The 20,851-nt window shown below is 61.2% G+C and carries 18 protein-coding genes; 7 read left to right on the forward strand and 11 right to left on the reverse strand.

The features are described 5' to 3' along the window. A complete protein-coding gene (locus FJ404_06850; GenBank protein ID MBM3822588.1) occupies positions 1 to 1,050 on the forward strand; it encodes a carbohydrate kinase family protein in 1,050 nt (349 codons plus the stop codon). Between the two features lie 36 nt (positions 1,051 to 1,086). Here FJ404_06850 and FJ404_06855 read toward each other — a convergent pair whose 3' ends face one another. Next, positions 1,087 to 1,425 carry a hypothetical protein gene (locus tag FJ404_06855; protein MBM3822589.1) on the reverse strand — a complete coding sequence of 113 codons (339 nt, stop codon included), beginning with the start codon at positions 1,423 to 1,425 and terminating at the stop codon, positions 1,087 to 1,089. On the opposite strand from FJ404_06855, the gene FJ404_06860 reads away from it, so the two are divergent. Genes FJ404_06860 through FJ404_06870 form a run of 3 tightly spaced genes read left to right on the forward strand, consistent with a single transcriptional unit; the run spans position 1,424 to position 5,358 of the window. Then, a complete protein-coding gene (locus tag FJ404_06860) occupies positions 1,424 to 2,017 on the forward strand; it encodes a molybdenum cofactor guanylyltransferase (protein MBM3822590.1) in 594 nt (197 codons plus the stop codon). The genes FJ404_06855 and FJ404_06860 overlap by 2 nt on opposite strands. A 4-nt stretch (positions 2,018 to 2,021) precedes the next feature. Beyond that, the gene (locus FJ404_06865) at positions 2,022 to 2,669 is read left to right on the forward strand and encodes a serine esterase (GenBank protein MBM3822591.1); all 648 of its coding nucleotides are present in this window, start codon (positions 2,022 to 2,024) and stop codon (positions 2,667 to 2,669) included. A 46-nt stretch (positions 2,670 to 2,715) separates the two neighbouring features. Further along, a complete protein-coding gene (locus FJ404_06870) occupies positions 2,716 to 5,358 on the forward strand; it encodes a DUF11 domain-containing protein (protein ID MBM3822592.1) in 2,643 nt (880 codons plus the stop codon). Between the two features lie 167 nt (positions 5,359 to 5,525). On the opposite strand, the gene FJ404_06875 is transcribed toward FJ404_06870, so the two are convergent. From FJ404_06875 to FJ404_06920, 10 genes are all read right to left on the reverse strand, one after another. Then, on the reverse strand, positions 5,526 to 7,091 hold the full coding sequence (locus tag FJ404_06875) for a hypothetical protein (GenBank protein MBM3822593.1): 1,566 nt from the start codon (positions 7,089 to 7,091) through the stop codon (positions 5,526 to 5,528). After that, positions 7,091 to 8,470: an ABC transporter permease gene (locus tag FJ404_06880; GenBank protein MBM3822594.1), complete on the reverse strand. Its 1,380-nt coding sequence runs from the start codon at positions 8,468 to 8,470 to the stop codon at positions 7,091 to 7,093. Before FJ404_06880 ends, FJ404_06875 begins: the two co-directional genes overlap by 1 nt. Before the next feature lie 14 nt (positions 8,471 to 8,484). After that, a complete protein-coding gene (locus FJ404_06885) occupies positions 8,485 to 9,672 on the reverse strand; it encodes an ABC transporter ATP-binding protein (GenBank protein MBM3822595.1) in 1,188 nt (395 codons plus the stop codon). An 18-nt stretch (positions 9,673 to 9,690) separates the two neighbouring features. Further along, a complete protein-coding gene (cadA, locus tag FJ404_06890) occupies positions 9,691 to 11,739 on the reverse strand; it encodes a cadmium-translocating P-type ATPase (protein MBM3822596.1) in 2,049 nt (682 codons plus the stop codon). A gap of 9 nt (positions 11,740 to 11,748) precedes the next feature. Beyond that, the gene (locus tag FJ404_06895; protein ID MBM3822597.1) at positions 11,749 to 12,957 is read right to left on the reverse strand and encodes a protease modulator HflK; all 1,209 of its coding nucleotides are present in this window, start codon (positions 12,955 to 12,957) and stop codon (positions 11,749 to 11,751) included. Beyond that, on the reverse strand, positions 12,954 to 13,865 hold the full coding sequence (hflC, locus tag FJ404_06900) for a protease modulator HflC (protein MBM3822598.1): 912 nt from the start codon (positions 13,863 to 13,865) through the stop codon (positions 12,954 to 12,956). Before hflC ends, FJ404_06895 begins: the two co-directional genes overlap by 4 nt. 44 nt (positions 13,866 to 13,909) lie before the next feature. Further along, positions 13,910 to 15,781 (reverse strand): protease modulator HflK, encoded by a 1,872-nt coding sequence (locus tag FJ404_06905; protein MBM3822599.1) that lies wholly within the window; start codon positions 15,779 to 15,781, stop codon positions 13,910 to 13,912. Between the two features lie 15 nt (positions 15,782 to 15,796). After that, positions 15,797 to 16,756 carry a hypothetical protein gene (locus tag FJ404_06910; GenBank protein MBM3822600.1) on the reverse strand — a complete coding sequence of 320 codons (960 nt, stop codon included), beginning with the start codon at positions 16,754 to 16,756 and terminating at the stop codon, positions 15,797 to 15,799. 497 nt (positions 16,757 to 17,253) lie between these two features. Beyond that, positions 17,254 to 17,628, reverse strand: a complete 375-nt coding sequence (locus tag FJ404_06915; protein MBM3822601.1) for a hypothetical protein — start codon at positions 17,626 to 17,628, stop codon at positions 17,254 to 17,256. A gap of 879 nt (positions 17,629 to 18,507) precedes the next feature. After that, a complete protein-coding gene (locus FJ404_06920) occupies positions 18,508 to 19,377 on the reverse strand; it encodes a DeoR/GlpR transcriptional regulator (GenBank protein ID MBM3822602.1) in 870 nt (289 codons plus the stop codon). Between the two features lie 83 nt (positions 19,378 to 19,460). On the opposite strand from FJ404_06920, the gene FJ404_06925 reads away from it, so the two are divergent. Genes FJ404_06925 through FJ404_06935 form a run of 3 tightly spaced genes read left to right on the forward strand, consistent with a single transcriptional unit; the run spans position 19,461 to position 20,784 of the window. Then, positions 19,461 to 20,138, forward strand: a complete 678-nt coding sequence (locus FJ404_06925) for a phosphate propanoyltransferase (GenBank protein MBM3822603.1) — start codon at positions 19,461 to 19,463, stop codon at positions 20,136 to 20,138. A 53-nt stretch (positions 20,139 to 20,191) separates the two neighbouring features. Next, positions 20,192 to 20,482 carry a BMC domain-containing protein gene (locus FJ404_06930; GenBank protein MBM3822604.1) on the forward strand — a complete coding sequence of 97 codons (291 nt, stop codon included), beginning with the start codon at positions 20,192 to 20,194 and terminating at the stop codon, positions 20,480 to 20,482. Positions 20,483 to 20,505: 23 nt separating this feature from the next. Then, the gene (locus tag FJ404_06935) at positions 20,506 to 20,784 is read left to right on the forward strand and encodes a BMC domain-containing protein (GenBank protein ID MBM3822605.1); all 279 of its coding nucleotides are present in this window, start codon (positions 20,506 to 20,508) and stop codon (positions 20,782 to 20,784) included. Positions 20,785 to 20,851 lie beyond the last annotated feature (67 nt).

Below are 20,851 nucleotides of genomic sequence, written 5' to 3' on the forward strand. Positions count from 1 at the left end.
ATGAGAACGAGCAACGCGGCGGCCCGGAGAGGCGTTCTGGGCGGGGGGAATTGGATTATCGACCAGGTCAAGCTCATCGACGTTTATCCCCAGCCCGAGCAATTGGCCAATATCCAGGGCGAAGCCCAAGGCACCGGAGGCGCCCCTTACAACGTGCTCATCGATTTGGCCAAGATGGGTTGCGGTTTTCCGCTCTACGCCGCGGGGCTGGTCGGCAAGGACACCCTCGGAGCGCAAATCCTGGCTGATTGCCAGGCACACAAGGTCGATACCCGGCACCTCGCCACGACCACCAAAGCCCCCACTTCCTACACCGATGTGATGACGGAGATCGGCCATGGCCGCCGCACGTTCTTCCACAATCGTGGTGCCAACGCGCTTTGGACCGGTGTCGACCTGGATTTTGACAAGATCAAGGCGCGCATTTTCCATCTCGGTTACATCCTGCTGCTCGACGCCCTGGACGCGGAAGACAAGAAGTTTGGAACCAAGGCGGCCGGGCTTCTTTCCGCCGCCCAAGCGGCGGGCATGAAAACCAGTGTCGACGTGGTGAGCGAGGACAGCGACCGTTTCGGGCGCCTGGTCACGCCCGCGTTGAAGTTCGTCGATTACTGCGTGCTCAACGAGCTCGAGGCCGGCAAAACGGCGGGTTTCCGCATTCGCACCTCCGACGGGGGCGTGGACACCGTGGCCCTGCGACATGCCGCCGGCGCACTCCTTCAGTGTGGAGTGCGCGAGGTCGTCATCATCCACTTTCCCGAAGGTGCGTTTGCCCGGACACGGGATGGACGCGATTATTGGCAATCCTCCCTGCAATTGCCGGGCAAGTATATCGCGGGCACGGCTGGAGCGGGTGACGCATTTTGTGCCGGGGCGTTGCTCGGATTGCACGAGGGTTGGGACATCGGCCAGTGCCTGTTGACCGGCGTGTGCGCGGCGTCTGCGTCCCTGTCCCATCCGACTTGCACCGGCGGGATGAAGCCGCTCAAAGCGGTGCAGGCACTGGTCAAAAAGTACAAGCCGCGGCGACCTTTGGATGGCGCGGAATAGGCGGCTGGCGCGATGCCTGACCACGTTGTCCAATGATCAACCTTTGCTGCTGGCCTTCCACTCGGCAATGAAGTCCTCCACGTCTTCTTTGGCTTCGGCCAGGCCGCATTGCGTCTGGTCGCGGTGGAGGCGAATCGCCTCGATCTTTCGGCGCGGATCTCGGGCCAGTGTCTGAACTTCCGTGGAGACGCGCGAAGGCACCTCGATGCCCTGATGGGCCATGAGCAAATCCAGTCGGCGCCTCAGCCGCCGCAACTCGGGCCTTGGATCACGCGGCGAGGGCAAGCAGGAATGAACCGCCACAATGAGAAGGGCGATCACCGCGTAGTCGAGCAGCCGCAGCTGCAACAAGGCGAAGAGGGGCAAGTTTTCCATGGCTGCGCTCGAACCTAGCAAACCCCAAGCGACTCTCCAAGCGCTCGATGGCGAGATCGCTGTCTGCATCCTGGCGGGCGGACTCAGCACGCGCATGGGCCGGCCCAAATCAAGTTTGCAATGGCGCGGCCGGACCTTTCTCAGTCACCTAAAACACGCCGCCGCTGAAGCCGGATGGCCCTGCCGAATCATCGCGCACGATCAAGTGCCACGGTGCGGCCCCCTCGGGGGCATCGCCACCGGCCTCCTCACCTCAAGGCAAACGTGGGTGGTTTTCCTGGCCTGCGACATGCCATTGATCCACGCCGCCCTGTTGCAACGCATGGTCCGCAGAATAGGACCGGGATCCAAACCGCGCGTGGTTCGGCACCAGGGCACGGTGGGATTTCCCATCGTGCTGCCCGCGAAAATGGGGCGGCGCGTCCTGGAGTTGATTCAAGAAGGAGTTCGGTCTGTTCAGGAACTTTCCCGGAGAACCGGAGCCGTGGAAGTGCCCCTGCCCAAAGCCTGGATGTTTCGCCTCGCCAACATCAACACCCCCGAGGACCTGAAACGTCTCGCCGGGAGTGGCAATTCGGCGGGGACGGATTAGAGTGATGGCCATGCTTGAAACCGAGTTCATCAAGGCCCGATCCGGCGACGATCACCGCCTCATGATCGTGCTGCACGGATTGGGTGACAGCATGGAGGGATATCGCTGGCTGCCGGACGCGCTGCGGTTTCCCTGGATGCATTATCTGCTCGTGAACGCCCCCGATGCCTACTTCGGCGGCTATTCCTGGTACGATTTCGCCGGAAATCCGGGTCCGGGCATTGAACGCAGCCGCCAGGCGCTTTTCGAGTTGCTGGACGCGCAACGCCGGGCGGGGCATCTTCCCAGCCATATCTTTTTGTTCGGATTTTCCCAAGGATGTCTGATGTGCCTCGAGGTCGCTGCACGCTACCCGCATCGGCTGGCTGGGTTCGTCGGCATCAGTGGCTATGCGCATGAGCCCGGCAAACTCATCGCGGAGATGTCTCCCATCGCCCGGGAACAATCCTTCCTCTTCACTCACGGCACGCAGGATCCATTGGTGCCCTGTCGCGCGGTGCGTGAGCAAGTCCACCAATTGCAGAACGCGGGTTTCCGGATTGCTTGGAAAGAGTTCGACAAGGTCCACACCATCGCCGGGGATGAAGAAATCGAAGTGATTCGCGATTTCGTCCAACACCGCGCCGCGGTGGGCGTGCGGGGCGGCGCGTAATTGCTGCGATTTCGACGCCGCCACCTTCCGTTCCACTCCCTCCCCCATGTCCTGTATTCGCCGACCCAGATTACACCCTCGTTCGATTCCGTTTTTTCGCCCGTGGGTTGTGCTTCTCTTGAGTGTGCTGGTTCTCACACGGGCCGATGGCGCTCCGATTCTTTCTTCGCTGGAGCCGCGCTCGGGTCCGCCCGGCGCCACCGTGACCATCCAAGGCACCGACTTGTCCCAAGTTTACGCCGTGACCTTCGGGGGCGTGCCGGCGGATTTTTCCGTGCTCTCCGCGACGCGCTTGATCGCCATCGTGCCCAAGCACGTGTTGAGCGGGCCGGTGATTGTGGAATCCAGGACGGGAAACGCCTCAAGCCCGACCCATTTCCTGGCGCCGCCCCGAGTTCTCAGGGTGCGCCCGGCTCGCGCCGCCCCTGGCACCACCATCCTCATTGAAGGGGCCAATTTCGGCAATGCCACCCATGTGTATTTGGGCACGACTCCCATCGATTTCCAGCGGACTTCCTCCAGCCAGATCTTTGCTGTGCTTCCCAACGCGACGACCAATGCCCAACTGGCCGTGGTCAGCAGTGTGGGGTTCGGCCTCAGCCCGTCGCCTTATGCGATCACGGGTCCAGCCCCCATCGTGGACGCCTTTGAACCCGCGCTGGGACCGCCGGGTTCAGGTTTTCACGTTTTTGGCGCCAATCTGGAAAATGTGTCGCAGGTTTTTCTGGGAAGCGTGGCCGCGTCCTTCTTAAGAACCGCGATCGACCAACTGGAGGTGACCGTGCCGGCGACGGCGTTGACCGGACCCCTTGTTCTGCGGGGCAGCCTCGGCAGTGTCACCAGCAGTGTGCCCTATGTCGTCACTCGTGCTCCCGTCATTCGGCAATTCGCCCCGACGCTGGGACGGCCGGGGACCGCGGTCCTGATCGAAGGCATCAATTTCGAGGACCTCTTGGGCGCGAGTGTGAACGGCAAGAGCGTCTCCGGCATCGCCAGCGCCGCTCCGGGCCAAATCCAGATCACCATTCCTGAAGGCGCGACCTCCGGACCGTTGCGTGTCACCAACCGGTTTGGAACCGGCACCAGCACCAACTCATTCACCCTTGCCACGGGGCCCTTGATTCTCGACTTCGATCCGCCCTTCGGCGCGGCGGGATCCCCGGTTCGGATCGAAGGCATCAATTTTTCAGGGCTAACGGGGCCGGCCGCGGTTCGCTTTGGGAGCCGACCGGCCGCGAGCTACGCGGTCACTGCCGATACGCAAATTCAGGCCGTGGTCCCGGAGGGATTCGCCGAAGGTCTGATCGTGGTCAGCAACCGGTCTGGAGCGAGCACGAGCAGCGTGCCGTTCCTGGTCACGGGGCGAGCTCCTTTCGTGACCTCCATCGAACCGGCCTCGGGACCGCCGGGAACGGTGGTGAAGATCACCGGCATTAATTTGGATGCGGCAACGGCGGTTCGATTCAATGGCCAAATCGCGGCGGGTGTCGAGATCACCGCACCCACTCAACTCTTTGCGATGGCCCCGGCCGGAGTCACCACGGGACCCCTCATCGTCTCCAGTCCGCGCGGGTCGAGTTCCAACCGATGGGTGTTTTCAGGTCTTCCCCGCATGGGACCTCTGGTGAAACGGATTGCGATAGCCGGCGAGGAGGTTCTGGTGCGCGGCACCAATTTCTCGGGTGCCACCTCGCTTCGACTGGGCGAGCTGGAGCTGGTGTTTACCCTCTCATCGACGAACGAATTGCGTTTCGTGCTGCCGGCCACCGCGCTGCGCGGATCGCTCACCCTTGAGACCGATGCCGGCATTCATACTCTGCCTGAATCCCTCGGCGTGGCGCCCACCGTGGCAGGATTCGATCCGCTTTTCGGACCGGCGGGCTCCCTGGTGACGCTGACAGGCTCGGGCTTTGGCGAGGTCTCAGCCGTGCTGCTCGGGGAGGTCGCCGCGGACTTCGCGGCGCGCGCCCCCGACCGTCTGGAGATGCGCGTGCCTGCCGGCGCCACGAACGGCGTTTTGACCGTGCGCACTCCCGACGGCACCGCTCGAAGCACGAATGTGTTCATCGTCACCGGCACCTCGGATTTGCGGACTCGAGTGGAGTTTCCCGGAGCGCCGGTCGCGCCCGGAAACATGTTCGAGTGGTGGATCACCGTGACGAACGCCGGCCCGCTCGCCGCCTCGCGGGTGGGTTTGACCAATACCTTCCCGACGAGCGTCCAAATCGACTCGGTGGCGTCGGCCTGGCCTGTGGTGAAGCTGGCCAATCGAGTGGAAGTCGCTCTGGGAGTGATGACGAACGGTCAAAGCGCGACCGTGAGACTGCGGGGAACGGCGCCGAGGTCGGGTTACTTCACCAACACGGCACGGGCGTTCGGCTTTGAGTTGGATCCATTCCCGATCAACAACGTGAGCCATGCGCGCGCGGTGGTGCTGAGCGAAACTGATCGAACGCTGATGCTGCACCGAGGGGTGGGGACAGCCAGCCGGGTGGTGGTGACGTGGCCTCAGTCCGGCCTCCCGCTTCAACTGGAAACGACGGCGGACCTTGTCTCTCCGATTCTTTGGCTCCCGGTGACCACCGGCATCATTCCCAGTGAAGGACGCTTCGTATTCACCAACACCACGGCCGGGAGAGAACGCTATTTCCGCCTCACGCTGCCGCCGGACTCAGCAAACATTCCCTAGGACCGGACGGGTGGAAGGTTCGGATGCGCTTCGTTGTTCGGACGTTGCCGCGGCTGGTCTGCGACCCCGCCGCGCTCCGACGACGGGCGCGGGTGATGCAACCCCGATGGGATTCGATTGGAGCGCGACTGGGCTGAAAGCCAGTCGCAGTAGCCTCGCTGGGAGCCTCACTCCGGAATCGGGGTCGAGATGATCTTCAGGGGAGCTTTGCCACCTGCGGGCGCGTTGGTTGCGGCATTGGTGGCCGACCCCTTGTAAGGAACGTGCTGGGTGGGCCTCCCCTGCGCCATGGCCGCGTCTTCGGGTTTGACCGCCGAGGTGTTCTCGCCGGCCGCCAGCCCCAGTTTGGTGCGGAGTTGCTTGGCGAGTTCAGGCCCGACGCCGCTGTCCGGAGCGAGCAATCGATCGATCACATCGCGGCGAAGCAAATCCATCGGCGGCAAACCGACGCGGCCTACGGAAGACGAGGTGCTTTGCTGGAACCGGATGTAAGCCTTCTGGGCCAGCCGATCATATCCGGCCGCCTGATCGTCCTCGCCGATCGCCAGATTGTAAAATGCGGTTTCCCACAAGCCCTGCAGCACGGCCTTGGTGCGGTCGTGGGAAATATCACCCATCTGCTCGGTGACCTGCGCGACGGCAAATTCGTCCATCGTGAGATTCGCGTCCACGGCGCCGGGGTATTCCTCCTTCAGTTTCTTGAACCAGCTCGCAGCCGAGGCCTGGCGGTTGTGGGTGTAGAGAAAATAGACGGCGTCCTTGATAAAATTCTTGTGGCCGGTTTTGAAGTTGTCCCGCATCTCCGCATCATCGGCAATCATCTTCTCATAGGCGGCGTTGGCGTTGGGGATAATGTCCAAATTGGGGCCAAACTCGAAGCGTTTGTAGACTTTGTTCTCGATGATGCGGCCGCGATGAAAAGCCATTTGCATGGATTGGAAGATGGAGCGCCGGACGGTGGTGCGGTCTTTGGGGGTTCCATGTTCCAATCCGCGAAAGGCCCAGTAGATGGCATGGGTCTCAGGGAGACGCCATTCGAGGGGGCCGTAGGTGTCATCGATCTTCTTCATGATGGCGGGCTCGAGCTTCAATTTTTCCCTGAGATGAGCCACGCGCTTTTTCTGCTCCTCGGTTGTCGGGTTGAGCAATTCGTCGTAGTTGGGGCGTCCGCTGCCCAGGGCTTCCATCATGATCTTGTACCATGATTCCTTGTACAGGAAATGGGCGTCGTCGAGGTTCTGCCCCATCTTGTGCTGGAAGAACCAGGAGAGTTCGCGGTAGAGGATGGTTTGCTCCGGATTAAATTTGATGGCTTGATCACGCAGCAGTTCGATGCCGCGCTGCACCCACCGCCAGCGGTCGTTGGGATCGTCGAACTTGACGGAGATGTTATAGGCCATGTTCCAGGCTTGGTGATACCACACGGTGGCAATATGCGGTTGCAGCTTGGTAATCCAGTCCGCCAGTTGCACCATTTCGAAGTAGCGCCCCTTTTCCTGCATCTCCGAGGCGCGAATCCAAAGCGCGTTGGCGATGAGGCCCCGGAAACCGCCGAGGGCGACGGTGGTGAAGGCAAGGACCGGCGGCAAATTTTCGGGAGGTGAAAGCCGGGTCAGCTTCATGCGAACCCGCTCTTGCGCGAGATTGCGATGCGCCATCCCGGACAGCACCATGCACGCCAAGGCGAGGACGGCGAGGACGGGCTTGTACAGGCGTTCGCGCGCGGTCTTCATCAGTTGCTCCCCGGAGGCAAGGCGATTTCGCGGCGAGTCAGCGTGACCACGCCGAACAGGGCAAACACTCCCCCGAGCACGACCCACACTTGCAGCATCGCGCGGCCAAGCTGGTTCCACGAGATGCTGCGCCCCGTGCTCAAGGAGTCAATGGGTGAAAACTCCTCCACCAGCCCGATCAATTGCAAAGCGCCGCGAAAGACCGGAAGGATAATATAATCGACGGGGGCTTTCTCATCCGCGACGCCGGTTTCGTGATTGACCTCCCACACGGTGCCTTCCTGCAAAGCCTGGGCCATGGTGCCACTGGAAAAAACGATGACCATCAATCCCACGGAAAAGAATGCCGCCACGGGGAACGCGAGCAGACTGGCCGCGGCCAAACCCACAAACGCCAACAGCCCCAGCCAGAGCAGAATCACGCCCAAGCCGCGGGCAAAATTAAGGCCGAAACCGGCCTCGGGATAGAGCACTTCCATGCCATCCTCGAGTTGAAACAGCAAACTGGTCTCGTTTGGGTTATAAAATTCCACCGTCAAGACACCCTGGTCGTCGAACAAATCGGGAGGGATTTCAAACTGGTGATAGGCGTCCGGGGCCAGGCTCATCTGGTAGCGCCACAGCTTCGGTGTGTCGGGAACACCGGCCTGCCAGAGCGCCACAAACGTGCCGGAAGGGCTTTTCTCCGTCGCCGTGAACTTGGTGCGAATGAACAAGGGTTTGCCAGCCGATTGAAACCGGGCCAGCCCCAATGGAATCCTCCAACGACGGCCGGTGCCCGGACGAACAATTTGGAATTCCTGTTTCACCTGCTCACGGACCTGTTGCAACACAAACGTCCGATCCATGGCCGCGACGTTTTGCTGCTTGATGCGCTCGTTGAAAACCTGCTGCACCACGGGTTCCACGTCCATGGCGGGCTCTTTGACAGACCCCCGCGCCACGAGCACCTCTTCGCGCAAGAGGCGCTGATCCTCCGCGCTCAGCTTCGAGACTCGATATTGCAGGATGAGGAAAATGGCGGCACCGGAGATCACCAGCAGGAAGGTGTTGAGGGCCATGATCCCCAGCCATTTCCCAATCCAAATCTCCCACCGCGCCACCGGTTTGACCGTGACCATCTGCAACTGGCAATCCTCAATATCTCGGGCCAGCGTACCGCAGGCCAGCCACAACGTTGCAATGCCCAGAAGTCCGACCACCGCGCTCAGCGAGTAGGTGATCAATAATTGGGAAATATCCTGCGGCCGGCCGGCCGCCTTCAAGAACATCGGCATCACACCGACCGCCATCACCAGCAAGGCGGAGAGCATCCAAACCAGCTTGTACCGGACGGCAGCTTTGATGGTCAGCCGGGCGATGGCGAGGATTCGGCGCATGGACGTTCCAAGGGTTACTCCTTCCGCTCGTCGGAGCCCAAAAGCCCGCTGAGTTTCCGATTGGCCTCGTTGAGATCCACCGGCTTGGCCTGGGGCGACTGCTCGGGCTTGGCTTCCCCTTGGGCCAACTGATCGAGCCGGCGATCATCCACCGCGGGGGCTACGGGCTCTGCCTGAGCCGGGGCCGCCGGTTCAGCCAACGAAAGCCGCTCCAGGATCTTGTCCGAACTCGCCGGGGTATCCGCCCCACCGCGGAGATAAGCCGCCACCTGGCCTCCCGAGGTGGCTCCCGAAGTGGCGGTCTCACTCTGGCGCGCCCGCTGGACGACACCGAGGAAATAGCTTTCCAAATTCTGCGTCGGTGTGTCGATCCGGACGCGATCCGATCCGGCCTCCGACCGCAGAATCTCCAGCACTCGGCCCATGGTTTCGCGGGAAAGGACCGGCGCGGTAATCCGCACTTCGTCCGGCGCGGCCAGCAACTCCTTGAGCGTGCCCATAGCTTGGATCTTGCCGCCGTAGTAAATCACCACGCGGTCGCAGACATCCTCCACGTCCGAAAGCAAGTGGCTGCTCAGGATCACGGTCTTGCCGCGGCGGGCGAGCGCAAGAATCAAATCTTTGACTTCGCGGCAGCCAATCGGATCCAGCCCGGCCGTGGGTTCATCCAGCAACACCAAATCCGGATCGTTGATCAAAGCCTGCGCCAGTCCGATGCGCCGCTGCATGCCCTTCGAAAACTCGCCGACCAGGCGCGTGCGCGCCGCACTCAGCCCGACCATCTCGAGCAACTGCTCCGCGCGCCGTTTCTTCTCGGCTCCGGGCAAGTCGAAAAGACTGCCGAAAAAATCGAGCGTCTCGGTGGAATCGAGATATTTGTAAAGGTAGGACTCCTCTGGCAAATACCCGATGCGGGACTTGGTGACGACATGCCGCGGTGATTTCCCAAACACCTCGATCGTTCCCCGCGTGGGATAGAGCAGCCCCAGCAGCATTTTGACGGTGGTGGACTTGCCCGAACCGTTGGGTCCCAGCAAGCCGAACACCTCCCCTCGCCGCACCTCGAAATCCACGCTGTCGACCGCGCGCGCCTTCCGCCGGCCCCAAAAGTCTTTGAACTCCTTGGTCAAGCCGCGCACGGCGATGACGACGTCGCCGGACACGGAGGTGGACGGGGGCGAGGGAGGAGCCGCGAGGGGCATGGGCGGGGCGGTGGCCTTTTAAGCGGGGCGCGGGGCCATGCTCGGCACGGAGCCCTGGGCCGGGTCGGGAGCGACCGGAGGTGGCGGGGCCGAAGGCGCGAGCGCGGGCTCTAATTCTTCCCCCTGGCGCACAAGTCGGAAGCTGTTGAAGACCACAATCAAGGACCCGAGAACATGCATGATCGCCGCCACCACCGGGTTGATGTATTTCAGCGCCGCGAGCACGAGGCCGCCGATGACAAAGGCCACTCCGAACAAAAAGTTCTGGTTGATGACGGCGCGCGTGCTGCGTGAAAGACGCACGAGGAAAGGCAGGCGGCGCAGGTCGTTGTTCATGAGCGCAATGGTGGCCGAATGAATGGCCACCTCGCTCCCGGCCGCGCCCATGGCAATGCCCAAGTCTCCAGCGGCCAGGGCCGGAGCGTCGTTGACGCCATCCCCCACCACCGCGACCCGATACCCCTTCGCTTTGATTTGCCTTACGAAATCCACCTTGTTCTGGGGAAGGCATTCGCCGATGACCTCCTCGCAGCCGATTTCCCTGGCCACGCGAATCGCCACGGGCTGACGGTCTCCGGAAATCATCGCGATCCGGCGCACGCCCGCTTCCTTCAAATCCACGAGCGACTCCCGCGCTTCCGCGCGGGTTTCATCCCGCAATCCGATCCAGCCGATGCAACGCCCCCCGCGAGCGACATAGACCAAACTGAAACCCTCGGTTTCGTTCACATCGACGGAAGACGAGAAATCGTCGGGGACGCCGTTGTCCTTGAGCCATTGCGCGCGTCCGACCAGGATTTTCGCGCCTTCGAGCTCCGCTTGCACACCGCGTCCGGCGGTTTCGGTGAACTGGGCCGGTTCGAGCAGGGGCACGCCCGCCTCGGCGGCCAGTTGCGACAGGGCCTTGGCCGTCGGATGATTGCTGTATTTCTCGGCCGAGGCGGCGATGCGCAACAGCTCTGCGGGCTTGACTCCTCCGAGCGGAGCCAGCCGGCTCACCGCGAGAATGCCCTTCGTCAGGGTGCCCGTTTTGTCGAAGACGAAGGCGGTGATGCGCGCCGCCAGTTCAAGATCCCCGATGTTCTTGATCAAGATGCCAAGACGCGCCGCCGACGAGAGCGCGGCCACCATCGCCGTCGGCGTGGCCAGAATGAAGGCGCAAGGACAGGAAACAATGAACACGGAAATCACGCGGCTCAGATCCGTGGTAAAGGCCCAGACCAACGCGCCGATCACCAGCACGAGCGGCGTGTAAAAGCCCATGTACTGATCGACCAATCGCATGATCGGCAGCTTGGTGCGCTCGGCGTCCAAAATGAGCTTGCGCACCCGCCCGATGGTGGTGTCCTGGCCGGCCCGGCTGACCCGAACCTCGAGAACGCCGGTCAGATTCTGCGTCCCGGCAAAGACATCGTCGCCCGCCTTCTTGTCCACCGGAAGAGACTCGCCGGTAATGTTGGCTTGATTGAAGGAACCCTGGCCTTTGACAATGACGCCGTCCGCCGCGACATTGTCGCCCGGGCGGATGCGGATGATGTCACCGACGGCGAGCTCCTGCATGGGGACCTCCTCCTCTTGATTGCCCTTGAGCCGGCGCGCCTTGGTGGGAGTCAGCTTGATGATGCTCTCGATGGAGGCCCGGGCGCCCTCGGCGGTGCGCGTCTCGATAATCTCCCCGATCAGCATGAAAAACGCGACTACTCCCGCCTCCTGATAATGGCCGGAGGCAAAAGACGCGAGCACGGCGATGCCGACCAGCTCGGTCGTGCTCAAGACGCCGCGTTGCAAGTCTTTGATCGCGGTCCAAACGATGGGATAACCGAGAATCACCGCGCCGATCATGGCGCTCACCCCGGCCACATTGGCGCCGCTCGGGAACACCCACTCGACGAGGAACGAATTGAGAATGAAGATCAGCCCGGCAATCGTTTGCTTCAACCGCACGGGAGTGTGCGAGAGATGATGCCCGGAGTCTGAACAACCCTCTCCGTGCTCATGATCATGAGGGTGATCGTGACGATGATCGGGAGGCGAATCCTGACGGCTCAATAAGGAGGAGACTTGCATAGCACGGCATCACGGTTGTTCTTTGGCCACGGGCTTTTGAGGTTCCCGGCTCAAGAGCAGACGCAGTTCGCGGGTCCGGCCGTCCCCGCGCACCGGCAGAAAATGTTTCTCCTGAGCGTTGGTGAACACCTGGGTTCGCGCTTCCAACAGCCAGCGCTGGCGGAAGAGGTCGGGATTGCTCCGGTAATAGGGAAGCTGGTCGGAAAAATACTTGGCTTCGGCGGAAACAGTTTGAACCAACTGATTGCTGGCGTTGAGACCGGCGTTGCGAATCACGGCGGCATCGCCCCCGGCGCGGTTGAGCGCGCTCCGCGCATATCCCTCGGCGTCGCGGATCTTGGCATCGCCTTCCTGCTGCGCGGTCAAAACCTCCTCGAACTTGGGCAGCACCTCCAGCGGAGCGCTGGTTTGCACATCCACGGTCTCGATCGAGATGCCCAAGCTTAGGGTGCTGATCGAATCGCGCAGCTTGCCCACCACCGCCTCTTGAAAACGAGCCTTCTCATGATAAAGAGCGGCCTCTGCCGAGAACCGGGCGGAAGCGTGAAACATGGCGTTGTTGACAGCGTGGGCGAGCACGTTCGACGCCTGCGCAAAGCGAAACGCGTAGGTGAGCGGATCCGAAATGCGGTATTTGAGGTGCGTGCGCACGTGGATGATGTTGCCGTCCCCCGTCAGGGTGTAGCCATCGACACCGGGGGCGAGGGACCATTTGGCGGCGGGACGCTCGTTGCGAGCCTCTTCCTCCGGCGTCACCGCATACCAGCCGTTTGTGGTCGTCAAGGCATGACTTTGGCCCACGGGAATCTTGACGACTTCCTCGATCGGATAAGGAAAAGCCCAATGCCAGCCGGGTTTGAGCAGTTGTTGTTCGGCGCCCACCCCCACGGGCCGCCCGAAGCGAAGTTTGACCGCGAGCTCGTTCGGCTCGACCGTGAACATGCCGGACAGGACAAAGAGGACCACGAGCCCGGCGAGAAGAAAGCGAACGATCTTGAAGCTGCTGCTGAGGGCTTCGGAAAGCGCCTGGGTGCCGGCGTCGTCGACTCCCGTGGCGGTGGCAGGCACCGGAGCCCCGTTCCCCGGCGCGGCTTTGGCGTGATCGTGATGGGAATGATCGTGCCCATGATCATGGTGGTGATCATGGTCAGGATGATCGTGCTCGTGCGAATGAGGTTGACCCTGGGGCGAGCCGGGTCCTTTGGGCTGCTCGCTCATCGTGTTAATCCGGTTTGAGGCCGATCCGCCGCGGGAGAGCTCAACAAGTGGAACGGTGCGCTCTGCGGGTCGAGAATGAGGGTCGTCTTTTCCTTGGTGCTCGTTTCGAGGGCTTTCAGACTCTTCAGAAAAATGTAGAGTTCGGGGTTTTCCGCGAACACGGTGTAAAACCGGGCCGCCTCGCGTTCGGCTTCACCCAAGATCTTGGTGGCCTCGGCCTGCGCCAGCGTCATAAGCCGGTTGGTTTCACTCTCGGCGGTCGCCTTGATGATGGAGGCCTGCATTTCGCCCTGGCTGCGAAACTCGGAGATGCGGCGCTGCCGCTCGGCCTTCATGCGGTTGAACACCGCCGTGGTGATGCTTTCCGGCAGACCCAGCTGGTTAATGGCCAGCAGGTCGATTTGAATGCCATAGTTGTCCCTCGCCTGGCTGCGGATCATCGAAAGCATTTCTTCCTCGATTTTGTCGAACTTGAGGGCGGCGGCGTTGGTGGACACCAGGTCCGAAAAAGCGTAGCGCGAAATGACGCCGTTCTTCACGTTGCGCACTAGCGGATCGAGGGTTTGCTCCGCCTTGGTGACGTCGCCGTTCAACGTATCGAGGAAAAGCTTCGGGTCGGCGATCCGCCAGCCCACATACACCGAGACCAGGAGGTTGAGCGCGTCCGACGTCGTGGTCTGCTCGAACTTCTTTTCAAACGCCTGAATGCGGTTGTCAAACTTGTAAACCTTCTGAATCGGCCAGGGCATTCGAAAGTAAAAGTCGGGCTGGGTGATGCTGCGCGAAAATCGGCCAAAGGTGGTCACGACGGCGACCTCGGTGCTTCGCACTTGGAAAAGAAAAAGCATCAGGCCGAAAATCAGCAAGAGCAGGAGACCGTTGATCAGGGTAATCGGATTGCGTTTCATAGGGACGTGAAAATCAGGATCGAATAGGTCGGGGCGACATCGTGTTAACGGCGAGCAGGCGGCACAGCCACGTCGAGGAGGTCCGGCCGCAGTTTGTCTTCAAAGTTGAACTGAACTACGTCGTGCGTGTTGGTGGCGGCGATGATGTATTTGCGGGCGCCGGCCACGGATCGCGCCACCGTTTCGAGATAAGCTCGCTGGGCGTACGAGGACGGAGCGACTCGGTAGGCGGCGTGTTGATGGGTGAACAGAGCCGCCTCGCCCATGACACTGGCGTTTTTGTTGGCCCGCTCGCTTTGCGCCCGCGTCAAATGATTCGTGGCCTTCGCCCGGGCGGAAGGCACGATGGACGCTGCGTATTCCTGGGCGGAAAGAATGTTGGTTTGAGCCTCCTGCTGCGCGCCGATCACGGCCTCGAATTCCTTGGCCACCTTGATCGGCGGATGAATGTCCTGCAAACCGAGAAACACGATTTCAACGCCCAACCCCGCGTGACTCGATGCGAGCTGGACGCGCTGCTGCAAAACCGCCGCGGCATCCAAACGGCCGCGGCCCATAATGTCTTCAAAATCGACGTTCACCAGGTATCGGACCACTTCGCGCGACGCCAGTCGTTCCAGGATGGTCCGGGGTGCGGCATGCCGGGTCGCCCAATGCACGAGGTTCGTCACTCGAAACTGCACGGGTATGCTGACGGTGAGCAAATTGACCGGCACCCCCTGCTCCCGCTCCGCTCCATCCAAGGCGGGAGACTGTCCGGTCGCCACGATCATGTTGATCTCTTCCTTGTTGTGCGCCTTGGTCCAGAGGAGGGTCCGCTCGTTTTCAAGTTCTGGATCTGGCACCACGCCCACGACGAACTTCTGCACTTCGCGGGTGACATGCCGGTGAATGCGGTCGATCGGCCACGGCCATTTGAAATGAATACCGGCTTCCAGCACCTCGCGACCCGCCACGGGCTTGCCAAACCGCTCCAGCAGCGCCTGTTCCCTCGGCTCGATGATCACGAAGGTGGTGGAAAGAAACAGGAGCCCGAGCTGCAGCAAAATCAGCCAGGCAAAGGCCCTCTCGATAAAACGGTAAAACCAGGTTTCACTGACTTTGAATCCGAACTGGTAATCCAGCGCCTGGGCGGCGGTGGTCACCAGACCCTCCGGCTGGGCCAGCAAGCCGATGAACCGGCTCTCGTACAAAATGCGCGCCGAACGACCCTTCACCCGGGGGCGATAAATTTCGAGCAGGAGATTGAGGATCAGCTCGACTGCGGTAATGCCCAGCAGGACCGCCAGAATCCTTGCCACGTAAAGATCGACCTTCGCAAATCCGAGTTCCGTGGCGCCGATGGCCACCGTGCAGCCGAATGCGAGGTAGGCTCCCAGCAGCACGTGACTGGCGGCGGGACGCAACAACCTCCGTCCTTCGATGCGAGCCAGGCCGGAGGCGTACTTGCCGAGTAGGAACAGGATCAGCGCCACCATGCCAAGCACCGCCATGGCCAGCCGGCCCTGCGGAATGACCGCATGCAATGGGGCGGACTCCAGTTTCTTCCAAAGCCACCAAACTCCCCAGCCTTGGGCGGAAAGGATCAGCACGGTCAAAACCGGCACGAACCACTTTTCGAACTGCTCCCGCGAGCGCCGGGCCGGCAACACCTCGGAGGGATCGCCCGTAAACAGGGCCGATCCGGCGGGGGCTTTGCTCAATTGGTCGTACTCGAGCTTTTCCAGACGTTCGGCTTCTTCGAGCCGCATCTGGAAATAGCTGAGCAGCGCCGCTGCCACCCCGGTGAGCAGGAAGGCTGCGGACGGAAGCAGGGTGTGCGCATGGGTGACGCCCGCCAGGACGCCCGCGGCCCCAGCCGCGACCACCAGCGCCACCAAATTCACCAATCCATTTCGTGTGAGATTGCGGTCCATGCCAAGTAGTGCCCGTTAAGCTAATTCACGTTCTTCAAACAGCCAAAGCGCCAACGCTAGGGCCGCGCCCAAATAACCGGCCACATACAGCGAAACCTTCCCGACATAACTCCACGGAACGGTCTTGCTGGGTTCAAGAGCGTCGGCGAGCCAGAAAACCTGCCAATTCGGGAACAGCGTGTAAAGCACGGACGCCCACCATTCCCCGCTCATCGCCTTTTCGTGCAAAAAGTAATCCGACATCAGGCCCGCCAGAAAAAGCGCGCAACAAAAGGCCAGCGTCGGCATCAAGTCCCACCGGGTTGTGCAGACAATCGCGAGTCCCGCCAGCAACCACAACGCCAGCAGGATCAAAAGGCCCGCCGGGATCAACCGCCAGTCCACTCCGGTTCCAAACGCCTGCACCTTGCCCTCCTTGTCGGAAAAATTGATGACCACGAAGGCCAGCGTCACCATCGCTCCATAGGCAAACACCCCGTTGACCACGAAGGGGCGCCGCAAGAAAAAATTGATCAAACCGCCGATGAGATACGCGGCGGTCACGCATCCAAAATAAATGGCCAACGACCGGCGGTCCGGCTCCCCATAAACATCATAAGCCATGCGGCTGGCGCACAAGGCCGCCAGCAGATTGCCATAGGTCAGCGCCGCGAGCGCACCCGCGACCCCCGCGAATTTCGCGAGCAAGAAAGTCGCCCTCCCGACGGGTTTCGCCAGAACGGCCAGGGCCGTGCCCGTGCGAATTTCCTGCGCCACCGAAACCGAAGCGGCGTAAACCGCGGCAAACAGTCCGGTGACCAGCATGATGGCCAGGGCACTCTGCTTGACCATGATTTGATCCTCGCCAAACCCGAAATAATAAACGCTGGAAATGAAGATGGTGAAAGCCCCCGCCGCCGTCATCAAAATGAGGTAGATGGGCTGGCGAACCAGCTCCATCAACGCGTTGACCGCGATCGTCACAAACTGCCTCATGTCGAAATCAGTCCGTCAACCTGCCGAAACTGCAGCTTCATTGCAATGGGATATCCGGCCACACTGCGGCTCCAACCAATCCGTCGTCTCGGCCGGGAGACGACGGCAGAAGCACTAGCGCGCATATTTCATGCACGGGACGCCCTACAAACACGGAGGCCGTCGCGATGGTAGGCCACGTGCCCTCACGCGGCGTACTGTCGCGGATTCAAGCTCAGTATGAAATATCCGGGCTAGGGCTTTCCAGTCGTTTTTGGGACGCGGCGGAGGTTAGCGGCAGAATCTGAAGGGGGAAAGTGTGCGTCTGGCAGCACAGAAACGTGCCGGCATCGAACCGTCCGGGCTTGGGGCCATGGGCCTAAAGCCCGCCTATTTCATGCGCGGGACGCCCGGTGAGGACACCGGGCCTACAAACACGGAGGCAGTCGCGATGGGAGGCCGCGTGCCCTCACGCGGCGTCCTGTCGCGGATATAAGCTCAGTATGAAATATCCGGGCCTAGAGGCCGCCTCCACCGCCGCCAAACGGCAGTGTGATCTGCGTGGGTTCGGCTCCCAAAATCACGGCCCGCCTTCCTTCATTCACCGCGATCGAGTTGACGAAGGTCCCCAGCACACGCTCACCAAACTGGGCGAGCTTGCGATAGGGCGCGGACGGTACAAACACCACATCGCCAGCTTCCAGCTTGAAATCGGTGGCTTTCCCTTTCGCAATGTCCGCGAAATTCACCACGGCAATGCGCGGCGCGTTCAACGTGCCGCGGACGATGGCCACCTGGGACAGGTAAGCATACTCGGCCGGGCCCCCGGCCGAGGCAATCGCGGTCATCAAAGTAAGATTGGGCCCATAAGGAATCGCCGCCGCGCGGAGCACGGTGCCGAGCACCTACACCTGCTTCGCCGTAGCGGGTTTGATGTAGAGGTAATCATCCGGCGCCAGATAAATATCCTGGCTGAGGTCGCCCTGACGGTAGAGACGATCGAAATCGACGGGCAACCGCTCTCCCTGCCGAAGCAGGAAACTGTTCTTGAGGTCCACCGCCGGTTCGCTGGTGCCCGGGCCTCCCGGTTGAAACGCTCCGTGGAGCCGACACCACCGCCCGTCGGCAACACCTTGAGGGCGACGAGCCGGTCGAGCGCCGGTTGCCGGGCCTTGTAGACGGCCCCCATACCGCCGGCGCCGAGCAGTTCCAGCACTTGCAGTTGGGGAAACAGGCGGGAAATCTCGGCCAGCTTCGGCGGCTCAAACCGGCCGCGGGCCTTCGTCTCCGCCGGCTCGGTTTCCGCACCTTGCGCCATCAGGCAGGCCGGACAAAGGCCCGCCAGGATGCCGGCTGGCAGTGGTTTGCCGCAATTCGGACAGTTCGTGGGTTCATTTGCGTTCGTAGTCATGACTTCTATTCCTTCACCTCCACCCACAGAAGCATTTTTCAGAAGTTGTTACCGGAAATCTTCGGGCGGGAAGTTTATCCCGTCCCAACCGACGAAACGCAACTCATACTCGTCCCGCAGGAATCCCAGGAATCCCAACGGATTCCGTCGCCGTGGGCATCGCCCATTCCGTGGCCCATTGAGAAAAGCACGACGAAGAACGAGGCCTTTCCGTGATGGCTCTGGTGAGGTTTAACCTGAACGGAGCAGTTGCCCTTGCCGAATTCGCTCAAGCCTTTGCGCACCTTCGAGACGCTCAACTGCTCCGCTTAAGTTTAACGGTTGGAAGGGCGTTTGGCAGCCTTCCAAGATCCAGCCCCTGTCAATCCAGCATGTCGAAGCGCTGGGCTTTGCCGGGTTGAGGGGGTGGGGGAGCGGATTCGACCGCAGGAGGAGCCGGGACTCCGGAATCCACGGGAGGGCCGTTGGACGGGCCCGGGGCCAGGACCACTTCCACGCCGCGCGAACGGAGGTCCGAGACCCACCGGCCGGGTGCGGCCGCATCGGTCACCAACACGTCGATTTGGTCCAGCACACACAATTGAGCCAGGGAGCGCTTCCCGAACTTGGTATGGTCCAGGCAAAGAATGACCTTGCGCGCCGCAGTTAACATGGCGCGCTGGATGTCGATGAGCAGCACGTGGGAGTTGGACACCCCTTCGGCGTCGATGCCGCCCGCCCCCATGATGGCGACGTCCGCGTGCATTTTGGAGAAGGCCTCCACCGCGACCGGTCCGTAAAGCACGCCGAGGCGTGGATAGAGCACTCCTCCGGAAACCATGACCTCGAGACGGTTCGAGGTTGCGAAGAGATTGGCCACCGGGAGCGAGTGAGTCAGGATTTGCGGCGTTTTCTCCTCCAAATAGCGGGCCACATGAAAAACCGTCGTGCCGGCATCCAGAATGACGCTTTGATTGGGGAGAATCAGGCTGGCACAGGCTTTGGCGATGGCCTCCTTTTCCGACAACTGCTGGGTGTCTCTCGTGGCAAAGACAAACTCATCCGTCGCCGGATTGACCAATCTCGCCCCGCCATGAGTCCTTTTGACCGAACCTTTGGTTTCCAAAGCATCCAGGTCACGACGCACGGTGGAAATCGAGGCATCCACCAGTTCCGATAACTCGTCCAGGGAGGCGAATTCCATGCGTCCAAGATAGTCTTCGATCCTTTTTTGACGCTCTTCGGGCTGCATCTTTCACAAACGTGAAAGAAAATGGTAGATTTTGCAATCTTTGTTTGACATTTTCCTTTCAAAGCTTAGAAAGGTGACAGTTTATGGCCGTTCTTGATTCGATTCCACATCGATCTGTCGTTGAGCATTGGGTGCGTCAGGCTGTTTACCAGCGCATGGGCAAGCCTTTGCCGCGCACGGCGGCGGCCCCCAACGCTTTGGTGGTGAATGTGAGTGCCCGGCATTGTCATCTGACCCAGGAGGCGGTGGAGGCCTTGTTTGGCAAGGGGCATCAGCTCGGGGTGCATAAGTGGCTGTATCAGGAGGGTCAGTTTGCCGCGAAGGAAACGGTGACGCTGATCGGTCCGCGCAGCCGCATCATTTCGAACCTGCGCATTCTGGGTCCCTGCCGCACGTTGAATCAGGTGGAATTGTCTTACACCGACGGGATCGCGCTCGGTTTCGATTTGCCTTTGCGGATCTCGGGCAACATCAAAGGGACGCTGGGGTGCATGCTCATGGGGCCGGCGGGATTTTTTGAAATGCCTGAAGGCGTGATCCGCGCCTTGCGGCACGTGCATATGGGGCCTGCGGATGCAGCCTATTACGGCGTCAAGGCGGGCGAAGCGATGAAGCTCCGCCTGGGCGGGCCCTGCGGCATTACGTTGGATCAAATGCTCGTGCGCGTGGATCCCAGCTTCAAGCTGGAGGTTCACATCGACACCGATGAAGGCAATGCCTGCAATTTACAGCCCGACACCCCTTGCGAGCTGACGATTTAAGGAACCACGGCGAACACGAATCAACCTTTCAACCCTCAACCACACAACAACAAATGAGCGAAGCACTCGGAATGATCGAAACGAAGGGCTACATCGGCGCGGTAGAAGCCAGTGATGCCATGGTGAAAGCTGCCAATGTGACTTTGGTGCAAACCATCCCCATCGGCGGCGGACTCATCACGGTCCTGGCCAAAGGCGACGTCGGCAGCGTCAAGGCTGCCGTGGATGCCGGAGCCAAGGCGGCGTCCAAGGTGGGCGAGCTCATCAGCTCCCACATTCTCGCGCGTCCACATGAGGATCTGTTGAAGGTCTTCGTGCCCACGGCAACGGCGGTGAAGAAGTAACAAACCTTTCAACCAACTCAATTATGCCACAACAAGCCATTGGAATGATCGAATGCAAAGGCCTGTGCGCGTTGCTGGAAGCCAGCGACGCGGCCTTGAAGGCCGCCAACGTCACCCTGACAGGCTGGGAGAAAGTCGGCAGCGGCTATGTCACCGCGTTCTTCCGCGGAGACGTCGCGGCGGTCAAGGCCGCGACGGACGCCGGGGCCGCGGCGGCTTCCCAGGTCGGCCAAGTCATCAGCGTGCAAGTGATCCCGCGTCCGCACGAAGGGCTGAGCACCTTGGGACGCTGGCTGCAGTAAACCGATCCCGGCCTCCATCTCTCCGCCCCCGTTTGAAAGGGCGGCGAGCTTGGGCGCTGAACGTCTC

This window comes from Verrucomicrobiota bacterium (genome assembly GCA_016871495.1).
In the GTDB taxonomy this organism is placed as follows: Bacteria; Verrucomicrobiota; Verrucomicrobiia; order Limisphaerales; family VHDF01; genus VHDF01.